Source organism: Flavobacterium sp. B183, from assembly GCF_023539155.1.
GTDB classification, from domain to species: domain Bacteria; phylum Bacteroidota; class Bacteroidia; order Flavobacteriales; family Flavobacteriaceae; genus Flavobacterium; species Flavobacterium tructae.
In genome coordinates, this window is sequence record NZ_CP097434.1 from 5,140,193 (window position 1) to 5,161,712 (window position 21,520).

Annotated in this window: 15 protein-coding genes and 1 pseudogene; 12 read left to right on the forward strand and 4 right to left on the reverse strand. The window is 35.3% G+C overall.

Annotation, left to right across the window (positions count from 1 at the left end; genetic code table 11):
* Positions 1 to 53 precede the first annotated feature (53 nt).
* Positions 54 to 2,252: an alpha-galactosidase gene (locus M4I44_RS20985; protein WP_249965992.1), complete on the reverse strand. Its 2,199-nt coding sequence runs from the start codon at positions 2,250 to 2,252 to the stop codon at positions 54 to 56.
* Between the two features lie 845 nt (positions 2,253 to 3,097).
* Here M4I44_RS20985 and M4I44_RS20990 point away from each other — a divergent pair.
* The 9 genes and pseudogenes from M4I44_RS20990 to M4I44_RS21030 all read left to right on the forward strand — a co-directional run.
* Positions 3,098 to 5,113 (forward strand): hypothetical protein, encoded by a 2,016-nt coding sequence (locus tag M4I44_RS20990; protein WP_249965993.1) that lies wholly within the window; start codon positions 3,098 to 3,100, stop codon positions 5,111 to 5,113.
* Between the two features lie 292 nt (positions 5,114 to 5,405).
* Complete coding sequence (locus M4I44_RS20995; RefSeq protein ID WP_249965994.1) at positions 5,406 to 5,738, forward strand: hypothetical protein; 333 nt, start codon at positions 5,406 to 5,408, stop codon at positions 5,736 to 5,738.
* 161 nt (positions 5,739 to 5,899) lie between these two features.
* The gene (locus M4I44_RS21000) at positions 5,900 to 6,280 is read left to right on the forward strand and encodes a heavy-metal-associated domain-containing protein (RefSeq protein ID WP_249965995.1); all 381 of its coding nucleotides are present in this window, start codon (positions 5,900 to 5,902) and stop codon (positions 6,278 to 6,280) included.
* Between the two features lie 64 nt (positions 6,281 to 6,344).
* Positions 6,345 to 6,833 (forward strand): TlpA disulfide reductase family protein, encoded by a 489-nt coding sequence (locus tag M4I44_RS21005; protein WP_249965996.1) that lies wholly within the window; start codon positions 6,345 to 6,347, stop codon positions 6,831 to 6,833.
* Position 6,834: 1 nt separating this feature from the next.
* Positions 6,835 to 7,362, forward strand: a complete 528-nt coding sequence (locus M4I44_RS21010; RefSeq protein WP_123923531.1) for a heavy-metal-associated domain-containing protein — start codon at positions 6,835 to 6,837, stop codon at positions 7,360 to 7,362.
* A 2-nt stretch (positions 7,363 to 7,364) separates the two neighbouring features.
* Positions 7,365 to 8,171, forward strand: a complete 807-nt coding sequence (locus tag M4I44_RS21015; RefSeq protein WP_017498050.1) for a hypothetical protein — start codon at positions 7,365 to 7,367, stop codon at positions 8,169 to 8,171.
* A 48-nt stretch (positions 8,172 to 8,219) separates the two neighbouring features.
* Complete coding sequence (locus tag M4I44_RS21020; RefSeq protein WP_249965997.1) at positions 8,220 to 10,193, forward strand: thioredoxin family protein; 1,974 nt, start codon at positions 8,220 to 8,222, stop codon at positions 10,191 to 10,193.
* 346 nt (positions 10,194 to 10,539) lie between these two features.
* On the forward strand, positions 10,540 to 11,286 hold the full coding sequence (locus tag M4I44_RS21025) for a ThiF family adenylyltransferase (RefSeq protein WP_249965998.1): 747 nt from the start codon (positions 10,540 to 10,542) through the stop codon (positions 11,284 to 11,286).
* A 168-nt stretch (positions 11,287 to 11,454) separates the two neighbouring features.
* Positions 11,455 to 11,682: pseudogene (locus M4I44_RS21030) on the forward strand (JAB domain-containing protein); the annotation flags it as partial.
* Positions 11,683 to 11,735: 53 nt separating this feature from the next.
* Here M4I44_RS21030 and M4I44_RS21035 read toward each other — a convergent pair.
* Genes M4I44_RS21035 through M4I44_RS21045 form a run of 3 tightly spaced genes read right to left on the reverse strand, consistent with a single transcriptional unit; the run spans position 11,736 to position 16,258 of the window.
* A complete protein-coding gene (locus tag M4I44_RS21035; RefSeq protein ID WP_249965999.1) occupies positions 11,736 to 12,380 on the reverse strand; it encodes a hypothetical protein in 645 nt (214 codons plus the stop codon).
* 24 nt (positions 12,381 to 12,404) lie between these two features.
* Complete coding sequence (locus tag M4I44_RS21040) at positions 12,405 to 12,608, reverse strand: hypothetical protein (protein ID WP_249966000.1); 204 nt, start codon at positions 12,606 to 12,608, stop codon at positions 12,405 to 12,407.
* 5 nt (positions 12,609 to 12,613) lie between these two features.
* Positions 12,614 to 16,258 carry a glycoside hydrolase family 104 protein gene (locus tag M4I44_RS21045; RefSeq protein ID WP_249966001.1) on the reverse strand — a complete coding sequence of 1,215 codons (3,645 nt, stop codon included), beginning with the start codon at positions 16,256 to 16,258 and terminating at the stop codon, positions 12,614 to 12,616.
* A 338-nt stretch (positions 16,259 to 16,596) separates the two neighbouring features.
* On the opposite strand from M4I44_RS21045, the gene M4I44_RS21050 reads away from it, so the two are divergent.
* From M4I44_RS21050 to M4I44_RS21060, 3 genes are all read left to right on the forward strand, one after another.
* The gene (locus M4I44_RS21050) at positions 16,597 to 17,211 is read left to right on the forward strand and encodes a hypothetical protein (RefSeq protein WP_249966002.1); all 615 of its coding nucleotides are present in this window, start codon (positions 16,597 to 16,599) and stop codon (positions 17,209 to 17,211) included.
* A 92-nt stretch (positions 17,212 to 17,303) separates the two neighbouring features.
* Positions 17,304 to 18,707 carry a hypothetical protein gene (locus tag M4I44_RS21055; RefSeq protein WP_249966003.1) on the forward strand — a complete coding sequence of 468 codons (1,404 nt, stop codon included), beginning with the start codon at positions 17,304 to 17,306 and terminating at the stop codon, positions 18,705 to 18,707.
* 237 nt (positions 18,708 to 18,944) lie between these two features.
* Positions 18,945 to 20,987, forward strand: a complete 2,043-nt coding sequence (locus M4I44_RS21060) for a hypothetical protein (RefSeq protein ID WP_017498037.1) — start codon at positions 18,945 to 18,947, stop codon at positions 20,985 to 20,987.
* The last annotated feature ends 533 nt before the right edge of the window (positions 20,988 to 21,520 follow it).

The following is a 21,520-nucleotide window of genomic DNA, read 5'->3' on the forward strand; positions in this document are numbered from 1 at the left end:
AAATGGAGATTTTCCATCGAAAGGCTTTTCGTCTATACAAAAAACTAATTTAACTACAATTCAGTAATTTCGAGAACAACGCTGGTTTCGACCTTAGACGAAGAAACCCGTAAACCAACATTCATTAAATAATCTCCCGTAAAAGATTCTCCGGATTCTTCGACTGATTTCTTTGCCTCGGGCATTAGGTTTATTTCTTCTACTTTATAAGTTTTATTTGGATCTAAACCTTGAAAACGCACCGGATTATATTGCGGATCATAAAGTGGATGAAGCGTGTAAGAGAACAAAACCGCTTTGCTTTTTGACTCGTTCACATACATTAATACGGCACGGCTTTCCTCATAAGGAGAAATCATTCGGTACAGGTCGCCATGCCAAATTACCGGACTCAATCGTTTGTAATTGGCTACGGCCTCCTGACAGTATTTCAATTCTTTTTCTTTCAGTTCTTTTACATTAATATCAAAACCTAATTTACCCATCATCGCCACATCTGTCTTGAATTTGATGGATTGATTTCCCCAGGAAGTTACATGGTTACAAATTGAGAAGGCCGGAAAAAACTGCGAATATCCCCATTGTATGAATACTCTATTGATAGGATCGGTATTGTCGCTTGCCCAAAACTCTGTAAAATATTGAAGTAATCCGTAATCGGTTCTGCCTCCTCCTCCGGCACAAAGCATCATGGGTAAATTTGGATATTTCGTTTTAATGCGGTCCAAAACTTTATACAAACCTCTGGTGTATTCAATAAACAAATGTGACTGCTGATTTTTCAGATAGGCAGAATAAGCATTAGTCATCATTCTGTTGCAATCCCATTTAAAGAAAGCTACCCCCTGTTTTGTCTGCATAATATCGTCTACTGTTTTGAATACGAAATCCTGCACTTGCGGATTACATAAATCCAAAACCAATTGGGTACGGTAATAACTTTCCGGTCGATTAGGCAATTTCAATACCCAATCCGGATGTTTCTCGTACAATTCACTTTTCGGATTCACCATTTCGGGTTCGATCCAAATTCCGAACTTTATTCCCGTTTTCTCAGCCTCCTGCATCAGGAAACCAATACCATTTGGCAGCTTTGTTTTAGTAGCCTGCCAATCTCCAAGCCCTGATTTATCACCGCTTCTTGGATATTTATTTCCAAACCAGCCATCATCCAGCAAGAACATGTCAACACCCAACGTTTTGGAATCAGCAAACATGTCGGTCAATTTCTTTTCATCAAAATTGAAGAAAGTTGTTTCCCAATTGTTCAATAAGGTCAGACGGGATTTTTCTCCATCTTTCACTCCGTATTTTTTGGCCCATGAATGCAGGTTTCTACTGGCCTGCCCTTTTCCTTTATTCGAAAAAGTAAAAATAAAAGACGGTGTTGTGAATACTTTTCCCGGCTGAAGATTATACTCAGAAGCAAACGGATTGATTCCGGAGCTGATTCGAAGCGAATTTTTATTGTCCAATTCAAAAGTAAACTTAAAATTTCCGGACCAGGCAATCGTTCCCGCCACAAGTTCACCCGAATTTTCATTGGCTTTAGCATTTAGAGACAGAAAGAAAACCGGTGTTTGATACATATTTGTACGGACCCCTAATTTCGAATCAATTACTTTGGTACCACTCGTTAACTCACTTTCCTGCATGCGAGTTTCTTTGGCCCAGTCTCCGTGAAATTGAGTAAGCCAATAATGATCGGCATCAAAATGCAGCATTGATGACGCATAATTGTATAAGACAACCGATTTCTTTTCATGGTGTACAATTTCAGTCCATTGTTCTATTGTATTCTCGTTATAAAAAGCCTTATAATGCAGTGTAACTTCTACCGGATATACAGGATCTTTAAGTTTGATACTAGTTTCGGTGATGTTAGCATCTAATTTTTGTGTACTATGGCTTACATAGTTTAATTCCAGAGAGGGATTACCATCATTATGAGTCATTCGAATTGCGGGTTCAAACAAATTCTCTGTTCCAAAAGTCGGGTAAGCCTGATGTCTTAAATTAACCAGCGGATTTCCGTCGTTAACGACAAATGTTTTGGTACTCTCTTTCGAAACCGCATTGTATCCAGAATTATCTCTTAGTTTCGTCCCTAAATAAGACTGATACAGCAAGCCATTCTTTCCTACCTTTAAAATCAAAGCCGTATTTTGAGTTTCGATCTGAATTTGTTCCTCCTGCGCATTAACTTTACAAAACAGAAATGTAAAGACTAATAGAAATAGTATTTTTTTCATAAAAAGGGTTCGATAATAGTAAATGGTTGTTTCTTATGGTTGGTTTGTGGTATTCTTTATTTTATTCCTTTAATCTAAAGTGAGTTTCAAAAGTATAACAATCAAGCATCCGTACACACCGGTACCTACCAGTTTGTTCTGATCTATTCCAAAAAGCGTTTTTCTTAAACAACATTATACCTATAATTATAATACTATATTACCCTGTTTTTATTCTATAAAAGACCATTACTATTAATAAAGTAAAAAATCTAATGAAATATCATTTTATATTCTTCGAAGCAAAACCTATATTTCTCCTAACTCAAAAAGCGAATTTTTCAAAGCCCGAAAAGAACCTCACAACAACGGTATTTTTAATCTTTTAACTTTACTATTTCCGGTCCTTTTTGTATTGTAGGTAACCTCAACTTTTTTCCTCACTGTTGAACAATCCGATCGGTTTTTATTTTCGTAAAACGTAAAAAACCTTCATAGCAAACCAATCTTAACTTTTTAATTCCTATTCCTATATTACCCACTTTACTTTTCCTGTTTGTCGCTGCTTTCTAAGCATCCTCAAAAAAACCGGTAGGAACTGCTTCCTTAAAGAATAGAACATTTATACTTTTGGACTAAACAATAGCTATAAAACTGTACTCTTAAATAATGAAAATTACCGCCAGTAGAAAAAAGATGACATCGAAAATTACCGAACAGTTGTTAATTCAGGACAAAAAGCAACTACGTCTTTAAAACAAAACCAATAAAAAATTTATCTAAAAACAACACAAACAAATACTACTAATACGATAAATAACAAGCTGCTGGCGGTAATTATTCAACATCCATAAAAAACAATTCTAATGAAGAGATTTTTTGAGAAAAAACAAAAACACATTCTATTCGTCCTTGTCGCTTTTTGCTCCATAATGGGTAAAACATTTTCGCAGGAAGACCGACGCTGGCAAATCAATCCGGACAGAACTATTTCCTGGCAGATCAGTAACAATATTCCGCATGACGATCATATCGAAATGAGTGGCAAGAAGATTTCGGCCGTTCTAAGGTATGGCGTTGCAGCGGATGGTTCGTTCCATGCTACCCGCAGCTTGGTATGGCCCATGCTCAGAACCATCCCTAATAATACTCATGCCAGTTTAACACGAAGGTTTGCACAGGACGGTTTTAATTTGGTAACCGTAAACTACAAACCGATTGTGGCAGAAAAGGTGACTTCACTAACTCTGGACGGAACCTTACTCGTTAAGAGTAAAGCCGGCAATACACTGGAATTGACCCGACAATTTTTCCCGTCGACAACTTTAGCCGGTTATTTCGAAATATATACCCTTAAAAACATATCTGAAAAAACCTGTGTCGTAGAAATTCCAAAATCGAATACCGTTTATACCACAGATCCGTCAAAAGGAACAGAAGGCAGTTATGCTGTACATGTTGACCTCTCTAATTCCGGGAATTTTAATCTTAAGACCAATGAAGTCGTTAGTTTTTCTGTTTTCTATTCGGGTGTCAAAACAAACGAGCAGATTCCTGTTGTAAATGCCGAAGAAGAAAAAGAAAAACGTACTCAATTCATTAATCAAATATGGAGTAAACTGATCTTAGAAACACCGGATCCCGTTTTGAATACGGAATTTGCCTTTGCTAAAATCAGAGCTTCCGAAAGTATTTTTGAAACCAAAGGCGGTCCTATGCACGGCCCTGGAGGAGAATCTTACTATGCTGCTATCTGGGCCAATGATCAGGCTGAATATATAGGTCCGTTTTTTCCTTTTTTAGGATATGAATATGGCAATCAGGCTTCCTTAAATGCTTATTTGCAATTTGCAAAATTTATGAACAAAGAATACCAACCTATTCCGAGTTCGATTGTAGCCGAAGGAACTGATATTTGGGACGGAGCCGGTGATCGTGGCGACGGAGCAATGATTGCTTATGGAGCTTCGCGTTATGCTCTTTCAAGAGGAAATGCAGATGAAGCCAAACAATTATGGCCCCTGATCGAATGGTGTCTGGAGTATTGCCATAGAAAATTAAATTCTGATGGTATCGTAACATCCGATTCTGATGAGCTCGAAGGCCGTCTTCCTGCCGGAAAGGCCAATTTAAATACCTCTTCCTTATATTATGATGCTTTGAATTCTGCTGTTTATTTGGGCAAAGCTTTAGGAAAAAACGAAGCACAGCTTAAAACCTATAAAGAAGAAGCTGAAAAATTAAAAGCAGCGATTGAGAAGTATTTCGGCGCTAAAGTCGAAGGTTTTGAAACCTACAAATACTACAAAGAAAATGATATTCTAAGAGCCTGGATCTGTACCCCGCTCACGATGGGCATTTACGACCGAAAAGAAGGAACAATTGAGGCCTTATTCTCACCAAGGTTATGGACCAAAGACGGACTTGCCAGTATTGCGGGTGACAAAATTTTCTGGGATCGTTCGACTTTGTATGCCCTAAGAGGTGTTCTCGCCGCTGGTGAAACAGACAAAGCACTGGATTTTCTGCATTACTATTCGAACCGTCGTTTATTAGGTGATCACGTTCCCTACCCTGTAGAAGCCTATCCCGAAGGTGATCAGCGTCATCTTTCGGCAGAAAGCGGATTGTATTGCCGAATTTTTACTGAAGGATTATTTGGTATCCGACCTACAGCGCTGAACTCGTTTGACTTCACTCCCCGTCTTCCTAAATCCTGGCCCATGATGAAATTGCGCCACATCAATGCATTTGAACATGATTTTGATATTACAGTGGAAAGAGTCGATAAAAAACTAAAAATAACAATCTCTGAAGGCAAAAAAGTAATCGTTAAGAAAATTATCAAAGACGGAAGTACAGTCAATATCAATCTTCAATAAAGTAAACTCCAAATTACAAACGACTTCTTATTTTACAAAAACTTTGATGTACCGATCAGATTTCAACTGCTGGTTTTTAGTTCTAATTAATGTTTTGCTATTTAATGTCAGGTATTCATTCTGCCTGAATTGCAAAACATTAATTAGAATTGATGCATCAAAGTATATGAACATCAAAAGAGAAAACCCTACCATCTTGTGTTTTTTCTAAATTATTTACAAAAAAATTAACAAGCTAACCCGACAAATAAAAATATCTTTGTCATCGACTATGACAAAAAAGTTTTACATATTGCTATTCGTTACACTTGGTTTCCTGATGGGACCAACGTTTACGTATGCACATGGAACAAAAAAAGAAATGTCATGTTGCAAAAAAGAATCTGCAGCAAAAGATTGTTGCAGCAAAAAAGATTCGAAAGACAAAAAACATGGCTGTGATAAGAGCTGCATGGGGAATTCCTGTACGCCAACCAGTAGCTGTGGTTTTTCGCCAATGACAATCTTTCAGGTAGAAAACCATTCTCTTTTTGGTTTTTCTGAGAAAAAACAAACTTACTTTTATTCAGAAATCTTTATTTCTTCAGATTTCCGTTCGATCTGGCTTCCACCTAAAATAAGCTAGATTTCTTTTGTGACGGCCAAAGGTCTGTCTTATCCAAAAGTCTTTTTTAAGGCTTTAATTCAAAACTATTTTTTAATCTTAATCTATTGTCAGAGATAGCTGTATTTGCTATAATTTCTGCTGTGCTTTAGGATTAATTCATCCAAAAAAAATTACATACAATGAACTCAATAACAAAATTATTGATGGCAATGTCTCTATTGCTATCAGTTACTTTCGCCAGCGCTCAAATTAAAAATAAAACCACTGAAAAAGTAAAAGTAAACGGTAACTGCAGCATGTGCAAAAAAGTGATCGAGACTGCCGCAAACGTTAATAAAGAAGCCAAAGTAATCTGGAACGAAGACACCAAAATCGCTACTATTACTTACGATGCTCAAAAAACGAATCTTGATGCCATTCTAAAACGCATAGCTGATGCAGGATACGATAATGAAAAATTTAAGGCTCCAAATGCGGTTTATGACGAACTACACGGATGTTGTCAATACGACAGAGAACCAAGCGATAAAAAACAAAGTACTTCATCGTCGCATCATTAAAAACCATTTTGTTCGTAACCTTTTTGTTTAAAACCAATTGCGAGCAAACATAAAAAAAGAAATCATGTTCAAAATAAAAAATATAATCACACTATTCACCCTTGTAGCAGCTGTTTCTATGACAAATGCACAAATAAAAGTGGGAGATAGTTTTCCGGATGTTCAGCTTCAAAATAATAAGAATACTACAACCAAACTAAATTCTTTTAAAGGAAAAACGGTTTTAGTAGACTTCTGGGCATCCTGGTGTGCTCCTTGTCGACTGGCCAACAAAAAACTGGTTAAAATGTACGATCAATATAAAGATCAGAATTTTGAAATCGTTGGAATATCAATCGATAACGACAAAACAAAATGGTTGAAAGCCATTGAAAAAGACAAAATGAAACATCAGCAATTAATTGATTCAAAAGGTTTTGAAGCCAAAACAGCTCTAACTTTTGGAGTTGAAGCGCTGCCTTCTGCTTTTCTTTTTGATGCATCAGGAAAACTAGTTGCCATCAATCCAACAGAAGCTCAAATAATTGCTCAAATTAAAAAAAACAAAAAATAAGATGAAAACCCTAAATATAAAATTCATAGCTCTTACACTTATCCTATTATTAACAGGTGTAAACTCCTATTCTCAAATTACAAAAGCCGAAATAATCGCAACAGGACTAACCTGTTCGATGTGTTCGAATGCCATAAACAAACAGTTGAAAGCTTTTACAGAAGTAGACAGTATCAGTACCGATTTAAATACCAATACGTTTACCGTTTATTTTAAAAAGGACAATTCATTGGAGCCTAAAGTCCTGAAAAAAGCAGTTGAAAAAGCCGGTTTTTTTGTTGGGTCACTAGTTTTAACAGCAAAATTTCACGTAGACAAAATTGAGGACAATACCACTCTGAAAATCGATGATGCTACTTACACTTTTATCGATATTAAAAAACCTGTAGCACATGCCGAAGGGAAGTACAGAGTTTTAGACAAAGGTTTTGTGACGCAAAAAGAGTATAAAAAACTGCTTAAGTCGTACTCAAAATATCCTGATTACGCGACTGAAAATGAGAATGATTATTATTTAAAAGCTCTTTAAAAATGAGATATTTATCCATAATCTTCCTATTTCTGGTTTCTTATCAAATTGAAGCACAAGAATTATTTGTAGTAACCGAACCTGCCAGTAATGCTCCGGCGGGTTCTATCGGAGTTCGTGTTGGACAATCCTTAATGGAAAAGAAACTCGAAAGCGGTTCCATGTACAATTTAACCCCGGAAGTTACCTGGGGTATCAATAAAAACTTAATGGTTCGTACCTCAGCTTTTTTAAGCAATCAGGACAATGGACTGGGCCTTAAAGGTGGTGGTTTTTATGCCAAGTACCGATTCTTTTCGGCAGATGATTTGCAAAGTCATTTCAGGATGGCTGCCTTTGGACGATACAGTTACAATAACTCTTACTTTAATCAGGAAGCCATAGATCTGGCAAACGGAAATTCAGGCTACGAAGCCGGTTTGGTTGCCACACAGTTGCTTCATAAAGTAGCTATAAGTTCTTCCGTAAGCTATGTGCGTGCTCTTAACAATGCCGATTACAGCTTTCCGGATATGCTGGGTAAAAATGCCATAAATTATACCTTCTCTGTGGGTAAATTAATGCATCCTAAAAAATACACCAGTTACAAACAGACGAACATTAATGCAATGTTGGAGTTTACCGGACAAACCATTACCGAAAATGGCAGATCGTACCTGGATGTAGTTCCTTCGATTCAGTTTATCATCAACAGTCAGGCGAGAATTGACTTAGCTTACAAAAAAGAGTTGTACAGTTCTATGCAGCGTATGGCAACCGATGGTATTTTTCTGAAACTGGAATATACTTTTTTCAATGTAACGAAGTAAATAAATCCCATTACAACCGGAACAAATCGTTCTGATTAAACCTATAAAATGAAGAAAATAATTTATTTGTTATTCCTGTTTTTGGCTTTTGCCAAAGTCCAGGCGCAGATTATAAATCCTGTAAAATGGGAAGCTTCGATCGAGAAAAAATCCAACTCGGAATATCAACTTTCTTTTAAAGGAGCTATTGAAAAAGACTGGCATGTATACTCGCAATTCACTCCCGAAGATGGTCCGCTTCCGGCTGAATTCCTTTTTCATGATTCCAAAAACAATTATGAACTTATTGGAAAAGCAACCGAAAGCGAAACCCACCGAAAGTTTAATGAAATCTTTGGTGTAGATGAAATTTTCTTTTCGGACAAAGCTGTGTTTACCCAATTAATCAAGCAGACCAATCCGAAAAAAGAAGTCATACAGGTAGAGCTTTCTTATCAGGTATGTAAAGAGAATTGTATTAGCGAAACCAAGTACTTTGAATTCAATCTCAAAACGCTTGAAGCGAAAGAAATTCAGGCAGCTGACATTACAAACGAGAAAACAGAGAAAACAACAGTAAATTCCGCTATAGAAAAACAACCGGAATCTGAAAAAACGGATTCCAATTTATACATGATTTTCATTATTGCATTCTTATCCGGTTTTGCTGCATTGCTTACCCCTTGTGTCTTTCCGATGATTCCCATGACGGTAAGTTTCTTTACCAAACAAAGTAAAACGAAAGCTAAAGGAATTAAAAATGCTATTATTTATGGCATTTCAATCATCCTAATCTATGTATTTCTGGGATCGGTAATTACACTTATTTTTGGTGCAGATGCCTTAAACGCCTTATCTACCAATGTCTGGTTTAATATTATCTTTTTTATCTTACTGATTGTGTTCGCAGCCTCTTTCCTGGGTGCATTCGAAATCATGTTACCCAATTCATGGGCCAATAAAGTAGATCAGCAGGCAGATAAAGGCGGGATCATTGGAATCGTTTTTATGGCATTGGCTCTGGCCATTGTTTCTTTTTCCTGCACGGGACCCATTATAGGAACTCTACTGGTTGAAGCAGCTTCTAAAGGCGGAATTGCACCGATTGTGGGCATGTTAGGTTTCTCATCGGCTTTGGCATTGCCTTTTATGCTTTTTGCCATGTTCCCGGGCTGGTTAAATACATTGCCAAAATCTGGTGGCTGGCTCAATACCGTAAAAGTGTTTCTAGGCTTTCTGGAATTGGCTTTGGCCTTTAAATTTTTATCTAATGCCGATTTAGTGCTACAGCTACACTGGTTTGAAAGAGAAATCTTCCTGGCCATTTGGATCGCTATATTTGGTACGCTGGCTTTCTATTTATTTGGAAAAATAACCTTGCCACATGATTCTCCAACGGCATCCATTTCGGTAGGCCGTTTGGGAATTGGATTAATCGTATTGACATTTACCATTTATCTGATTCCGGGATTGTGGGGTGCTCCCTTGAAATTAATCAGCGGATTCCCTCCTCCAATGACGTATAGCGAATCTCCGTATGGCGTGGGTGGGGCTGGAAAAAACACCTCATCAGCTGAAAAAGTATTACCAGACGGAGCACACAAAGGTCCTCATGACATCATGGCTTTCACGGATTATGAAAAAGGGCTTGCCTACGCCAAAAGTGTAAACAAACCTATCCTTTTAGATTTTACGGGATTTGCCTGTGTGAATTGCCGAAAAATGGAAGATTATGTATGGTCTGATCCTCGTATTTTATCCATCTTAAACAATGAAGTCGTTTTAATTTCTTTATATGTTGACGACAAAAGAGAATTACCTCTTGAAGAACAATATGTCTCTAAAGAAACGGGTAAAAAGATCACAACCATTGGAAATAAATGGAGCGATTTTCAAATTACCCGTTACAAAGCAAATGCGCAGCCGTACTATATTTTATTAGATACGAAAGAGCAAAAGCTGAGCAAACCTACTGGATATACTCCTGACATCACTGAATATGAGCAATGGCTGAAATCCGGTATTGCTAAGTTTCAAAAATAAAAATACCATTTTTTACATCTGTGCATTTTTTAAACGTTGTGCACAATCGTGGTCCGATTACGACCACAACAAAGGGAGATATTCAGGTATCTCCTTTTTTTATTATTACTGATCATCAAACTCTGAAACAGAAATTTTATTACAATTTCCCTCGCGAAGCTATAGTGCACGAACACATTTTAAAATCATAATTATTAAGTTTTTATGCTTCAATATTAATATTATTTTCGATACTTTAGCTTTGATGCAGATTCATAAATTAACAGTTTTGATAAATTCTAAGGATTCCTGTTACTCCCTTTTATCTCTGTCAAAAGAACAAATTTTTAACTTCTAAAAAATAAATATGGAACAAAGGCATATCAGAAATAGGCTTTACATCAGCCCGGAAGAACAGGAATTAATAAAAAATACTCCGATATTATTAGGCGGAGCAGGTATCGGAAGTGCTATTGCTGAATGTTTATTGCGATTAGGTTTTGAAACCTTAACCATAATCGATGGTGATGTTGTCGAATTGTCCAATTTAAACCGACAAAATTATACCGAACACAATATTGCACAACCCAAAGTAGAGGCACTTAAAGAACGCTTACTGGCTATCAACAGTCAGGCAAAAATCACGATCCACAATTGTTTTTTAACACCCGAAAATGTTGGCGATTACATTACCGACCATAAAATTGCGATCAACGCTCTGGATTTTACTTCTGATGTTCCGCTTATATTCGATTCGATTTGTCAGCAAAAAAACATTCCGGTTTTACATCCCTACAACCTCGGATGGGGCGCATTGGTCTTAGTCATTTCCGATGATGAAGGTTTAGAAGTTTTAAAAAAGCCAGATGAAAAATTTAGCGAAGTGAATGTAGTTGACTATGTTTTAGAATACATGAGATACTGGGAAAATCCACAAAAATGGCTGGAAGAAATTCTGGACAAATACAAAAAAGAAAACAAAAACCTGTCTCCTCCCCAACTCCCTATTGCATCCTGGCTGGTAGCGGGAATGTGCACCCACATAGCATTTGACATCGCCACCAACGCCCCCTTAAAAACATTCCCGGAGTTTTATTTGACTTCGCTTAAATAGTGAATTTAAAGGAATTTTATCTTTATTATAAAATTTAAAAAAGCTGCATTCAATTATTTGAAGCAGCTTTTTTGTTATTTCAATATTTACAGTTCTGCCTTCAGGAATACATTCATTCTTACTCAATTTCTCTCCTTCAAAAAGCTTTTCGTGTAGAATATATTCAGAACTTCGAAAGATGTTAGATTTATATTTGCCGCAGCGCTAAAAGTAAATGCTTCTGCTCTTATCATGATACACAATCATCCTTCGGGCCAAACACTGCCTTCTACTGCTGACAAATTGATTACCCAAAAAGCCAAACATGCCGAAACCCTCTTAGACATTGCTGTAGTCGATCATTTGATTATTACCTCAGAAAGTTATTATTCTTTTGCGGATAAGGGGAATTTATAGGTGTGTGCGCTTTAGTATTGGATATAAAGACAAAAGCTACCAAAAAAGAATAATCATAAATTTATTCTTTTAAATATCTTATCCTCCAAATTAAAATCTGATTTAAGTATTAACTCATTAGATTTTTTTATCTCAAAAATAAGCTCTCTATCAATATTCATTTCTGTTATCTCCCAATTTTTATTTCCTTTTCGCAAAGCTTCTTTAGTAGATTCAATTGGTGGTTGAACAGGGTTTTCTAAAACATCTGAAGAATCAAAAGTGACATTTACTTTTAATGAGTTATCATTAAATGGCTCAACCTGAACATTTACAACAAAAAAACCCGGTGCATAGCCTTCTCTCGCTTCCTCAAACAAATCTGTATTCCCATAAAGCAATCCTGCAAGAGTCATACTAACATTTTCTCCTTTTTCATTCTTCTCTTCCCACGAAGCTCCTTCAAAATCTGGGATACTTTTAGTTTCAACTTTTTTTAATACTAAAAGAAGATTTTCATTTGGGTTTGCGCTATCCTTATATATGTATTTTCCTAAAAAATCATACAACGCATCATTTTTGACTGGTGCAATTTTGTTTTCATTTACTGAAGTTTTTATTTCTTCATTTTTTTTGATCTCATGGATTTCTTTTTTTTGATCCTGACATCCATAAAAAGAGAGAGATAAAAGACAAATTATTATGTTAATTTTTTTCATGTTTTTTTTCCAAAAATAAATTAATTATTGATTAATCTGTATGTGGTAACAGTTATTTTTTGGTTCGTACAAAATATGATTTAATTCTTTTCTTCTTTCAAATGCTTTTTTAAAATCTTTAGGATTAGATAAAATTGAGTACTGAATATCAAACGTTTCCAAAAAGATATAATCTCCAAGATGTTTAGAAACATTTTCTGATCCGACTTCGACTATTTTTTCTTCCATTTTTTTTATAACAATTTCTTTTTCTTTTTATTTATTTCAGCTTCTAATATATAAACATCAATAATTTTATCACCTATATCTTTATAAACTTCATCTTTTTGATATTTCCCGCCTGTTTTTTCACAATTCTCATACATAATTCTTGCCTGATCATAAGAAGCTCTTTTCGTACTAGTTATATTTATCGTATAATTTTTAGATATACTTGCCACTTCTTTTAAGACATTAATAGTTTTAAAAGATAAATCAGCTCTAGCAGCAGAGGATCCAGTAAATCTTAGATTAACATCATTAGAAATTTCTTTTATTTGATTATCACCATATCCTAGATCATTTAAAAATCCAGCCTTTATAGATAATGGAGACTTCCCATGTAATTCTTCATTCAAAAATTTATTGTATTCAGTCATTACCGTTTTCCAGGAAACGGTTGGCTGACCGTGTGGTGAATCTGGTAAACTTGCCCATTCTCCCTGACATAATTTAACCGCCTCTTCAATTTTATTTTCTCTTATTAACCTAATAACATCATTACCTCTCTTATGTTTTAGAATTACTAAAGCAAACTTATCTTGAGATTCTGGAGAAAAATCTTTGATATCATAAAATTCTCTAAATTTCTTTCCCCAATCATTCCAAATATCTTTCTTAATTTGGTACGCACCAGAAGCACTTGAATAATATGTTTTTTCCTTTCCTTTAGAATCTTTTCCCTTTGCCTTTATAACTATGCCTGGATGATCTTCCCATGTTTTTTTATAATCTTCAATAAATGAACTTCCTCCAAATATCTTTTCATACCCCTTATTTGTCGTCGTTCCTTCTCCAACTCTAATCATTCTTAAAAATGCCCTAATTCTAGCTTCCTGCAACTTTATGTCACTACTAATCTTACTAGTTTTTATCGCCTCTCCCACAACCATATTCAATCCTTTATAACCTACATGCATCGTAGAATGTCCTTCGATACCCACATAATAACTCATTTTTTCGCCAATTTTTGCACCTTTACGACGTGTTATTTTAAAAGTCGCTGATGCATTTCCTTCTGAATCTATTTTTACTTTACTTCTAAAATTTGGTTCTTTACTTGCTTTATGGGATGTTAGTACAATTTCTTTACCGATCATGTTTTGCGTTTTGACGACAATACTTACATATTCACCGCTATAACTAAGAGGAATTTCATCCTGTGCCGTGACTCTTTTTCCATCGTACTGAAAATAGGCAGCTGTTATGTTTGCACCCGTTGCAACCTTTAAAACCGCAGTGGTATTAACATCGGCATTTCTCTTAAATGGATACAATCTGTCATTTTGTATTCCCATTAATTTGAAACTAATTTTCGCCGTTTTTCCCTCCTGAACCCCAAAACGTCTCTGAAAAGTATCATCAAAAGTTATAACCTTGTTTATTTCCCCACTTCCATCTGTTGTAGTGTCGTTATAATAAGAAGGCTCTTTACTGCCGTTTAGGTAAAAACTAATTCTCACTTTCTGATTGTCATATCCCGGAATCTTTGCTTTTACATGATTTACTTCTCCTGAAAAACCGGAAGTTTCTTTTTTGTCACCATTACTATAGGCCCAATACGCCTCAGTGACCTGCGGACGCTGTACTTCCATTTTGAAAGTAGCTTTAGCATCGACACCTTTTGCTATGTCGCTAAAAGCTTCTACTGTGTAGTGCCCTTCTTTATTGGGGATAGCCATAATAAAAGACTCCCATTTCTGAAAATACTTTCTTTTTGGAATGCCTTTTTCAGTAAACCAGACCTCTCCTGATGGCAAGTATGGTTTATTACTAGAATCATAAACGATCCATTTTACATCCTCTTTTTCTTCATCTGTAGGAGGTATTTTAAAAGTTTTTGCTTCCAACCTAAAAGTCTTATTTGAGCCACCCAATAAAAAGACATTTTTATTGGATTCTCCCTGAGCAAGACCAATGCTAGTCACTTCATTTTTAATTGCTGAAACTTCAAACTCCTGCGTCAATGCATACTGATCCTTACTGATTACTTTAATCTTATATGTTCCTAAATCAGGCATCAATAATCTAATGTTTCCTGTCGAATCCAGTTCTTTTTCGTCTGAAATTGTGATTCCTTTATTATTAGTTTTAGTCTCTATTTGATAATAAAATTTTAACGGATTTAGTGTTTTTATTTTAGGATGTTTTAAAGCTGTTTTAAATAAAAACTCTTTTGCAGAAGGTCTTACCAATCTTCCTTTAACTGTAAAAGGAGGTAAAATTACAATCTCCTGAGCCACTATTTTTACTTCTGTAAAAGCGAATGACTTTTTACTTTTCTTCTTGTTTGCTCCATGCTCCTGTCCATAGGCTTCGATTATATAAGCCCCTTCTGCGTCAAAATTATAACTAAAGGATGTACCCTCGTCTTCAAAAATAGTTTCTTCGTCTTTTTTACCTTTTCTCTTTTTGTAAACAATCCAGTTAATATGCTCTTTTTTATATAAATTTTGGTTTATTAAACTTTCATCAAGGAAAAAATCGAGACTTTCCCCTATAATAAATGAAGTTGCGTTTGTATCTTTAATTTTTACAGCATTTCTATATACTGCACTTCCGCGAACATCTTCACTGCTTATTTCTTTTAAGAATACATAGACAGCCTCTTTTCCAATCTTACCATAAAGTCTATCTGCACTTAAATTAGGATAAATTTTGGTTTTAGTGGTTATAGTAATTGTACCAGGCAGGTCATCCAGTCCCTCTACTTGTCCTAGCAATAAAAACAGTTCATTATATTGTTCAAAAAGATTAGCCACATTGGTGCTGTCTTTCTGTAATTCTTGTTGGATTATTTTCCAGCGTTTTTTACTTCCTTCAGAAATTTCCCCCAGCAAGATATTGGTATCAATTGCTTTAATCATTTTTTCACGAACGATTTCCCAATTAAAATTTTGGGCTGTTGTTACGGAATTCAATTGTTTTAGAGCGACGTACATTTCTGTAAATAGTGTATGATTTGGTTTACCGTCAAAATCCTGAATAGATGCTCCTTTATTTTCATCAAAAGCCTTAGAAATTTTTGTCCAATATTCTACTGCTGTTCTATCATTTGCAGCATTAGCCTGCTCTATTTTTTTTCTGATTGCTTCTTTAACAGCTTCCAGAGTGGGCTCACCGTTTGTTTGCAATTTTTCCGGTATCGTTAGCATTTGCTGTGCCTCCACACCAGAATAAATCTGATTCGTTACACCTTTACTTAAATTTAAAGCATCCTCTTCAACTCCGAGTATCGGAGAAGTAGTGTTAGCTGATAAGGCAGTACTCATCATTGTGCTGTTGATAGTATCAGCAACGCCTTCTCCGATTGAAGTATTAAAAGTTTGCCTCGTTTCTCCGAAAACCGAAGGAATATTGTTTACCGATAATGCTGTGTTATTTCCTATTTTAGCAATCGTATCGTTCACGCCCCCTTCTGCTGAGAAATTAGAGTTGTTGACAGAAGGGTTTTGGCTCTTCTGCTCCTGCCATAATTGTTCTATATCCTTTTGCTGACTCATTTCTTTTGAAATTTTTGCCAGCTCTTTTATCATAACATCGGTTAGATGTTCAGCACTTTTAACATCAGCGCTGTCTTGTATTAAAATATCGAAGTTGTGAATTACATTTTTACTCATTGGTAGCTATTTTTCTGAGTGTAAAAGTAATTTCCTAGTTTATCTTTTTAAAACTTCAAGACACTTGTATTCAGTAGTTTCAGTAAGTTTCCATTCTACTGAAACTACTGAATAGAGAAGGTTATTTTTTCTTTTTTTAGTATTCTTCTGTTCTACTTTTACACCCTCAAAAAAATTAAGTAATCCTATTTTCTATAGGTATTCAAAACTTTAAAATTTACCCACAATCCCATCAAACATTATTAAAAAACATGGAAAAAAGACCCAAAATACCAGATAAGAAAAGCTTGAAAAACTTCTTAGATCAATCTTACTTATATCATTAAAAAGGAAAAAACATGGCTTTACAAACATTAAACACTATTAAAAGCTGGTTCAAAACCGGTTTAAAACCAACACAAACTCAATTCTGGGACACTTGGGATTCTTTTCGTCATAAAGACGAAAAAGTTCCTGTAAAGGATGTTGAAGGGATTGACAAATTATTAACCGGATCTAAAATAGTTCCATCAGAAGGATTTATCATTTTTAAAGTTAATCCTAATACAGCTGATGAATTAGAAATCGGAGATAGTGTTATAGGATATTGTGAGGGAAATTTCTTATCCGAAGCAACCTATTATGGTGGAGATACGAGTTTGATGAGCAGTTTTACGAAATCAAACAATATCGTAGGTAGAATTCTATCTTACAATACTAACGATCACACTATGACTTACGAACTTAATAATGAAGTATTCTTAAGATCTCACAGTCATGGTGTTTATGACGGAATTACACTTAAGTATAAAAGACCGAAAGAACTCGAATTCTCCAATGGAATGTTTCATGGTACATATCCACAATCATGGCTTGGACTTGATTCCGGTACTATCATTAAATTAATAGATACTACTGGTAGTTTGGAAGATTCAGAAGAATTTATACTCCCATACTTCGAAGACCGAGAATAAAACGCTATGAAATAATAATACTGTTTTCTTACCATCATAAAGATTGGTAACAATTATTACTTAAAAAGTTATTCAAAAATAAATTTAACTAAATGAAAAATACAAATCCTAAAGAATCAAAACACCATATCAGCAAACCTTTACAACTTAATTCTGTCCCTCAAAGTGAAGATAAATTAGATAGTGTTCTTGTACGCGGAGCTGACAAAATAGTTAAACATGTTCCCAGAAGTGAATTTTCTAATGGTTCTACTCAAACCTTGCAACAAGTTTTAGATAATGGTGGAGACTATCACTTTAGTACTCCAGGTGCTATTATAGATATAGGTGTAGGGATATCAAATGGAGGTTTTTCCGTCAGGAATACCAATCCTAGTACAGAATCACAAATTCATGCAATATTAGGTAGTTTAACTCTCGGAGTTAAAAATACGATATCAGGTACAGGTTGGTCTTTAGGATCTCCTTTTAATCCTACTTCATATGAAGTAAGATCTTTTAGTGATTTTTGGCATACTACCTTAAAATTTCAAGATCAAAATAATTATACAGGAAACTCTGTATTGACCATTCCAAATAAAGTAGGAGATCATACAATCGCTACGCTAGCTGATATACCACAGACATTGCAACAAACTCTGGATAACGGAAATATTTTAAACTCACGCTCTGTAATCTCCTTTCCTAGGTTATCTATTTTCAACGGGAACATAAGTATGAATTCAAATCCGTTCACTAATCAGATGGATGTTACAGGTAACACTATTGAAAATAATGAAGATCACTCAAGATTTGAAGCAAACAGTGATAAAATAAAGCTTGTGAATTCCATAGAGCCCGGAGGACTAATATTTTCACCCACCTATGATGGAACCGGAACAACGTATACAAATGCAACTAGTCCTGTAAATGGGGGTGGGGTTAAACAAGTAATACCAGTATCCGTTAATTCAATAACTCCAGATCCTATCACTGGTAATATCAATTTGCCAATTAATTTGCAAACAGTGATTGACAACCAAGGTAGAGCAACTGGTGAATTTACCCTCGATTCAGAAGGTTTAACATCAAACACAAGAGTAGCAGGTGGAACTATAGATTTTAAGGAAGGAAATCACTTCGGATCAATATCGCCTACAGCTTTAGTGCAGACATACAACAACAATGAGGAAGTATTATTATTGGCAAATGGCAATTTAAAATTCGAATGGGATGGTGGAAGAAAATCTCTCAACTTAAGTCTGAGAAACTTGAAAGACGGTAACTTAAATGTAAAGTTTCCAAACAAAGCATCCGGAAATTACAATCTAATGTACCGAGAAGATTTGGCTACGTACAACCCAACAACAATAAATCTCTCTTTGACGGAACTCGATAATTCCTACCCTGATGCGATTCCGGGCTTTCGCGTCCATTGCAATTCCATTTCAAGCGGAGCTTTGATCTACGAAAATACGTCAGCTGGCTGGTTGCAAATTGCCGCCTCAATTGTTTAATATCCCCACTAAGTAACTTTAAAATTTTAATATAGGAACAAACCAAAATCGCAGTAATTACGAGGTAACGTCTTTTTCAAAACACAACATTTTCTGTTGAAACTGTTAAAAAAAAGAAGGTTTATTTCCTTGTTTCTATCCCTCTAAATTATTCTCTGATTCCAGCATATTCAATACAGTGAGATATTCATTTTCTAAACATTTACAATCTAATTTCACAATCAACTCAAACACACTATGGCCACAAATATCAATACCATTCTAAGCTGGTTCAAAACCGGCAAAAAACCAACTCAAAAAGAATTTTGGGATTCCTGGCAAAGCTTTTGGCATAAAGAGGAAAAAATCCCAATTACATCAATTGAATCAATTGAGTCGATCTTAAATGAGAAAGCAGAAAAATCATTATTAGATACTAAAGAAGATAAAAATCAAAAAGGTGTTGCAGGGGGCTTTGCACCACTAGACAACTTTTCTAAAGTTCTAACTAGTTATTTGAATGTGGTCAACGATCTCGTGACCGGCGGAAGTGATGCTGTACTAACAGCAGAACAGGGAAAAATTTTGCAAAACCAAGTCAATACAATTAATACCTCATTGAGTACTTTACTTATAAATGACCTTACAACTGGCGGAACAACCAAGGCATTAACAGCTGAGCAAGGTAAGCAGTTAAAAATTCAAATTACTGCAATAAATACACTTTTGACTTCTGACAATGTGAATTTAGACACCGTACAGGAAATCGTTGATTCTATTGAAAATATTCAAACTTATTTATCAACTATTTTGGTAAATGACCTTACAACGGGTGGTGTTACCAAGTCGCTTACGGCTGAGATGGGAAAACAACTAGATTTGTTGAAAGAGAATGTTTCTAACAAATCTCAAGACATTGAAGCGGACAAAGCATCTACCACAAAACATGGAAGTGTAAAGGCGGTTTATGACTGGACAATTTCGAAGTTTAATTTATGGGTACTCAGTATTAATAGTATTCCAGGAATATCTTACACTATTGGTTTAACGGACTACAAAACTAAAAATATATTCACGAACACCAATCCTGTTGCTTTTACAGTTCCAACCAATGCTGCTGTAGCTGTACCTGTTGGAGCAAGGTTTTCTTATACAGTGCAAGGCGCAGGGACTGTTACCGTTGCGGGAGCCGGAATAACTTTTGTTCAAAAGAATCTTGTCTATACTTATGGTGACACTTTTATTGTTGAAAAAATAGGCACAGATACATGGGCTGTTTACGGTAATTCAAGCGGTATTGTTAATAAACTAACATTATCACCTATTGATGGTGATATGATTGATTTTGGGAATTATGCACAAAATGCGTTTACATTAAAAAGGATTTTTTCAGGAGGAAACAGATATATCGATTTTGAATCTGTTTCGGCTTACGGAACAACATCGGTCAATAAGCTTAGGTTTAGATTAAAAAACTATACTGATTCAGCTGTTTATGATGCCTTTACCATAGAAACAACTACATCAGATGCGGTTTCAAAAGTTACCGTTGGGGGAGATTTAATTGTTAATAGAAATTTATCTATAATAGGTTCTTTTAGTCCTAAAAAATTAGTCCTTGCTCCTGTAAATGATGATCTGATTGATTTTGGAACTTATTTGGAAAATAATTTTTCATTGAAAAGAGCCTTTTCCGGAGGAAACAGATATATCGATTTTGAGTCTGTTTCGACTTATGGAATGGCATCGGTCAATAAGTTTAGGTTTAGATTAAAAAATTACACCGATTCAGCCGTTTATGATGCTTTTACCATTGAAACTACTGCATCAGATGCAATTTCAAAAGTTACAGTTGGCGGAGATTTAATTATTAATAGAAATTTATCTATAATAGGCTCTTTTAGTCCTAAAAAATTAGTCCTTGCTCCTGTAGATGCCAATATGATTGATTTTGGGACTTATTTGGAAAATAATTTTTCGTTGAAAAGAACTTTTTCCGGAGGAAACAGATATATTGATTTTGAGTCTGTTTCGACTTATGGTATGGCATCGGTCAATAAGTTTAGGTTTAGATTAAAAAACTACACCGATTCAGCCATTTATGATGCTTTTACCGTTGAAACTACTACTACTGACGGTGCTGCACTTGTAAAAATCGCGGGAACATTAAAAGCTTCCGAATACGACTTGTCATCACTAGGTCTATATGAAGATGATGCCAAAGCAGCAGCAGGAGGCGTGTCTGTTGGATATGGTTATATTAATAGCTCAACTGGCGCATTGCACCGAAGATTAACCTAATTATAAAATCATGAAAGTACAAGCAATTAATTATACGTCATCAATACCTACTTAGCACTCTGCTTTATTACCGAATATGTTGGTTAATCGTGAATCTCGAACGCTCAGAGTACTTCCTTAGTTGGAACTTAAAAAATAATCCTACTATAATTAAAAACTTCTCATAGATTTTAATTGTAGCATCAAAGCCCGCACTGGAGGACAGTTATGTCTTCTAATGTTGCTTTTACTAAACCAGCTTTTAAACTCTGCTCACACTAAAACTAATTCGTTACTTTTTTTTGAAGAAAATACGTATATTTCATTTCAGTCTTATACATACTTCAATTTTTCGATTATAGTATTATTAAACCTTCCACTCTATTAGACATTCTAGGAAGCGCAAGAGCAGAAACAACAGCATCAATATGAATGATCGTGGTAAGTAGAGAAAAAATCGAATACTAGCCAGATTTCATTATATCAGCACCCGAAGGGCCATTTGGACACAGAGATCATTAACTAATTTCTAAGCAGTACAAAAACAATCCCCC

Excerpts from the sequence above, each read along its gene's own strand:
- M4I44_RS21020 (WP_249965997.1), top strand. The coding sequence starts at position 8,220 with ATGAAGAAAATAATTTATTTGTTATTCCTGTTTTTGGCTTTTGCCAAA.
- M4I44_RS21050 (WP_249966002.1), top strand. The coding sequence starts at position 16,597 with ATGGCTTTACAAACATTAAACACTATTAAAAGCTGGTTCAAAACCGGT.
- M4I44_RS21035 (WP_249965999.1), bottom strand. The coding sequence starts at position 12,380 with ATGAAAAAAATTAACATAATAATTTGTCTTTTATCTCTCTCTTTTTAT.
- M4I44_RS21040 (WP_249966000.1), bottom strand. The coding sequence starts at position 12,608 with ATGGAAGAAAAAATAGTCGAAGTCGGATCAGAAAATGTTTCTAAACAT.
- M4I44_RS21000 (WP_249965995.1), top strand. The coding sequence starts at position 5,900 with ATGAACTCAATAACAAAATTATTGATGGCAATGTCTCTATTGCTATCA.
- M4I44_RS21010 (WP_123923531.1), top strand. The coding sequence starts at position 6,835 with ATGAAAACCCTAAATATAAAATTCATAGCTCTTACACTTATCCTATTA.
- M4I44_RS20990 (WP_249965993.1), top strand. The coding sequence starts at position 3,098 with ATGAAGAGATTTTTTGAGAAAAAACAAAAACACATTCTATTCGTCCTT.
- M4I44_RS21005 (WP_249965996.1), top strand. The coding sequence starts at position 6,345 with ATGTTCAAAATAAAAAATATAATCACACTATTCACCCTTGTAGCAGCT.
- M4I44_RS21055 (WP_249966003.1), top strand. The coding sequence starts at position 17,304 with ATGAAAAATACAAATCCTAAAGAATCAAAACACCATATCAGCAAACCT.
- M4I44_RS21015 (WP_017498050.1), top strand. The coding sequence starts at position 7,365 with ATGAGATATTTATCCATAATCTTCCTATTTCTGGTTTCTTATCAAATT.
- M4I44_RS21060 (WP_017498037.1), top strand. The coding sequence starts at position 18,945 with ATGGCCACAAATATCAATACCATTCTAAGCTGGTTCAAAACCGGCAAA.
- M4I44_RS20985 (WP_249965992.1), bottom strand. The coding sequence starts at position 2,252 with ATGAAAAAAATACTATTTCTATTAGTCTTTACATTTCTGTTTTGTAAA.
- M4I44_RS21025 (WP_249965998.1), top strand. The coding sequence starts at position 10,540 with ATGGAACAAAGGCATATCAGAAATAGGCTTTACATCAGCCCGGAAGAA.
- M4I44_RS21045 (WP_249966001.1), bottom strand. The coding sequence starts at position 16,258 with ATGAGTAAAAATGTAATTCACAACTTCGATATTTTAATACAAGACAGC.